A 4,338-nucleotide genomic window follows, 5' to 3' on the forward strand; every position below is an offset into this window, starting at 1 on the left:
CCGCAACAAACCCGAAACCACCACCGCCCTCACCGCCGCCGCCCACCTCCACACCCACGGCACCCCCATCAACTGGCCCGCCACCCTCCCCCACAGCAACCCGCAGGTCATCGACCTACCCACCTACGCCTTCCAGCAGCGCAGGCACTGGTCGGACCACCGGAAGAGCACGGAGGCTCCCGCGCGAGCCGGTGAGGCCGACGAGACACGCGCCCGTTTCTGGGACACGGTCAGCAGCGGCGATCTCGACTCCCTGGTCGCCACTCTGGGCGCCGAGGGCGAACAGGTACGGGACTCGCTGAGCGCGGTCCTGCCCGCCCTCGCGTCCTGGCACGCCGCAGGCAGCGCCCGGTCGACCATCGACTCGTGGCGGTACCGCACGGTGTGGCGTCCCGTCAGTGAGCCGGCGCGGGTCCGGGCCACCGGACGCTGGCTGCTCGTCCGTCCCACCGGTGTCGAGGCGGCGGCATGGGCCGACGTCCTGGCCCGCGCGCTCGTCGAGCAGGGGGTCGAGGTGGCGCCCGTTGTGGTCGACACCGGAACGGCCGACGTGGAAGAGATCGTCTCGGCACTGGCCAACGCCGTGGACAACCGCTTCACCGGTCGTTCCGGTGACCGGTTCGACGATCGGGCCGACGGCAGGACGGTCACCGGGGTGCTGTCCCTGCTCTCCCTCGACGACTCTCCGCATCCCGCCTATCCGGCGGTGCCGGGCGGAGCCGCAGCGGAGGTGGTGTTGATCCAGGCCCTCGACCTGGCGGGGATCACCGGACGGTTGTGGGCCGCGACCAGCGGGGCGGTGTCGACGGGACCCTCCGATCCGGTCAGCCACCCCGCCAGAGCACTGGGCTGGGGGCTCGGCCCGGTCGTCGCCGCCGAGAAGCCGGAGCGGTGGGGTGGCCTGATCGACCTGCCCACGAGGCCGGATCTCCGTACGGCTTCGCACGCCGTCACCGCCCTGGCAGGACAGCACGGCGAGTCCGAACTGGCGGTTCGCGCGACCGGGCTCCTCGCTCGGCGGCTGGTGCCCGCGCCGCTTCCCGGCGCCGCCACCCTGACGACGTGGGCCGCGGACGGAACCGTCCTGATCACCGGCGGCACGGGTGCACTGGGCGGCCATGTGGCACGTCGCCTCGCCGGTCGCGGAGTACGGCGGCTGCTGCTGATCGGCCGCCGGGGGCTCGACGCGCCCGGTGCCGCGGAACTGCAGGCCGAACTCACCGGCCTCGGCGCCCAGGTCACCGTCGCCGCCTGCGACGTCGCTGACCGAGACGCGCTCGCCACCGTGCTCGCCACGATCCCCGCGGAGCACCCGCTGACCGCGGTCGTCCACACCGCCGCCGTCCTGGACGACTCACTGATCGACTCACTGACGGTCGAGCAGATGCATCGGGTGCAGCGGGTGAAGGTCGGCGGCGCGCTGAACCTGCACGAACTGACCCGGGACCTGGACCTCTCCGCGTTCGTGCTGTTCTCCTCGATCACCGGCACGCTCGGGAGCGCTGGGCAGGGCAACTACGCCCCCGGCAACGCGTTCCTGGACGCACTCGCCGAGCACCGCCGCGCGGCGGACCTGCCCGCCACGTCGATCGCGTGGGGTCACTGGGACGGTGAGGGCATCGCCGATCCCGCGGCCAGGGAGCAGTTGCTGCGCGGCGGCTTCCCTCCAATGTCTCCGGACCTCGCCGTCACCGCGCTTGAGGAGGCACTCGGCAACGGGGAAACCCGGCTGGTCGTCAGCCGGGCCGACTGGGCCTCGGTGCTCGCCACCAGATCGCACCCGCTGCTCGGTGAGCTTCCCGAAGCCAAGAAGGCCATGGCCGACGCCTCGGACGCGGGCTCGGAGTCCGCTCACGACGAGGAGGACCTGACGCGCAGGCTGTCCGCGCTGCCCGAGGCGGAACAGCGGCAGACGGTCCGCAGGCTCATCCGCGGCGAGATCGCCGCCGTGCTCGGATACGACTCCGCGGCGGAGGTCGACGACCATCGCGGCTTCCGTGACCAGGGATTCAGCTCGCTGTCGGCCGTCGAGCTGCGCAACCGCCTCAGCCGCCTGACGGGTACGGCACTGCCCAGCAGCCTGGTGTTCGACTATCCGACTCCGGCGGCGCTCATCGAGCATCTGCACGCCCTGCTGGTTCCCGAGCCCGAACCGCCCCTCACCACGGTGCTGGCCAAGATCGACGAGCTGGAGGGCCTGCTGGCCGGGATCTCGGTCTCACAGTCCGATCGGGAGGCGGCTACCTCGCGGTTGCTGCGGCTCCTGGACGGTCCGCCGTCCGGTGACGGGGTCACCGGCGGCGGAAACGGTGGCCCCTCACCGGACGGTGACCTTTCCGCCGTCTCGGACGACGAACTCATCAGCTTCATCAGCAATGAGCTCGGTATTTCCTGAGCTCCCCTGTTCAGCTCGTGCCCCCCGGAAGGCAGACCTGTGAGTGACGACCAGATCCGGCATCTCCTCCGACGCGTGACCGAGGAGCTGCACAAGACGCGCGAAGAACTACGAGACATACGGGACGAGCAGCGGGAGCCGATCGCGATCGTGGGGATGGCCTGCCGCCTGCCCGGCGGGATCTCCACCCCCGAACAACTGTGGGACCTGGTCTCCACCGGCGGCGACGCGGTCAGCGAGTTCCCCGACGACCGAGGCTGGAACATCGAAGAACTCTTCCACCCGGACCCCGAAAAACCCGGCACCACCTACACCCGCCACGGCGGCTTCCTCGACAACCCCGGAGACTTCGACGCCGACTTCTTCGGCATCTCCCGCCGCGAAGCCCTGGCCAGCGACCCCCAGCAACGCCTCCTGCTCGAAATCGCCTGGGAAACCTTCGAACGCGCGGGCATCGACCCCCGAAGCCTGAAGGGAAGCCGTACCGGAATCTTCGCCGGTACCAACGGGCAGGACTACGCGAGCACGCTCAGCCGGGTACCCGAGGAGATCGAGGGATATCTGATCACCGGCACCGCGGCGAGTGTCCTGTCCGGGCGGATCTCCTACAGCTTCGGTTTCGAGGGACCCGCGGTCACCGTCGACACGGCCTGCTCGTCGTCGCTCGTCGCGCTGCACCTGGCGGTGCGGTCACTGCGCGCCGGGGAGTCGGATCTGGCGCTGGCGGGCGGGGTGACCGTCATGGCGTCGCCGAGCACCTTCGTCGAGTTCTCCCGGCAGCGGGGGCTGGCCCCCGACGGCCGCTGCAAGGCGTTCTCCTCGACAGCCGACGGCACCGGCTGGGCCGAAGGCGCCGGCCTGCTGCTGGTGGAACGGCTGTCGGACGCCCACCGCAACGGACACCGCGTCCTGGCCGTCATCCGCGGCACCGCCATCAACCAGGACGGCGCCTCCAACGGCCTCACCGCCCCCAACGGCCCCGCCCAGCAGCGCGTCATCCACCAAGCGCTTCACGACGCCGCCCTCACCCCCACCGACATCGACGCCGTCGAAGCCCACGGCACCGGAACCACCCTCGGCGACCCGATCGAAGCCCAGGCGCTGATCGCCACCTACGGCCAGAACAGACCCGCGGATCGTCCCCTGTGGCTCGGCTCGCTGAAATCCAACATCGGCCACGCCCAGGCCGCCGCCGGAGTCGCCGGAATCATCAAAACCATCCAGGCCATCGACCACAGTGTTCTCCCCAAAACCCTCCACGTCGATCAGCCAACCCCTCACGTCGACTGGTCGGCCGGAACCGTACGACTCCTCACCGAGACCATCGACTGGCCCGGCACCGGCAACCCCCGCCGCGCCGCGATCTCCGCCTTCGGCGTCAGCGGCACCAACGCCCACGTCATCATCGAACAGGCCCCGCAGACCGTCCTCACGGAATCCCCGTCGGGATCAGGCACGGGTCCGGCTGCCGAAACGGCGGCGGAGTACGCGGGGACGCCCGGAACCCGAACCGACACCGACACCGAAGCGGAGGCCGGAGCCGGGCTGGAGCGGAGAGCGCCGGTGGTGCCGTGGGTGCTGTCGGGCCGGTCGGCCACCGCGCTGAGCGCCCAGGCCGAACGGCTGGCCACCCACCTGGAGGCCCACCCCGGCCTGGACCCCGCGGATGTGGCCCATTCCCTGGCCGCCACCCGCGCAACCTTCGAACACCGCGCCGTCATCCTCGGCCAGACCAGACGGGACCTCGTGGACGGGGTCCGGACGCTGGCCTCGAATCGTCAGGGCAACGGTGTGACGACCGGCGTGGCGACCGGTTCTCGGGCTGTGGCGTTCCTGTTCACCGGACAGGGCAGCCAACGCACCGGCATGGGCCGCCAGCTCTACGACACCTACCCCGTCTACAAAGAAACCTTCGACACCCTCACCGCCCTATTCGACCACCA

General features: G+C 70.8%; 2 protein-coding genes. Both read left to right on the top strand.

What is annotated here, in order from left to right:
• A partial coding sequence (locus AB0395_RS47610) for an SDR family NAD(P)-dependent oxidoreductase (protein ID WP_366294836.1) occupies positions 1-2,395 on the top strand: 2,395 nt, incomplete at its 5' end.
• Between the two features lie 75 nt (positions 2,396-2,470).
• Positions 2,471-4,338, top strand: a 1,868-nt coding sequence (locus AB0395_RS47615) for a type I polyketide synthase (RefSeq protein ID WP_366294839.1), incomplete at its 3' end; no start/stop codon positions are given.

Source organism: Streptosporangium sp. NPDC051023 (genome assembly GCF_040689595.1).
GTDB lineage: Bacteria > Actinomycetota > Actinomycetes > Streptosporangiales > Streptosporangiaceae > Streptosporangium.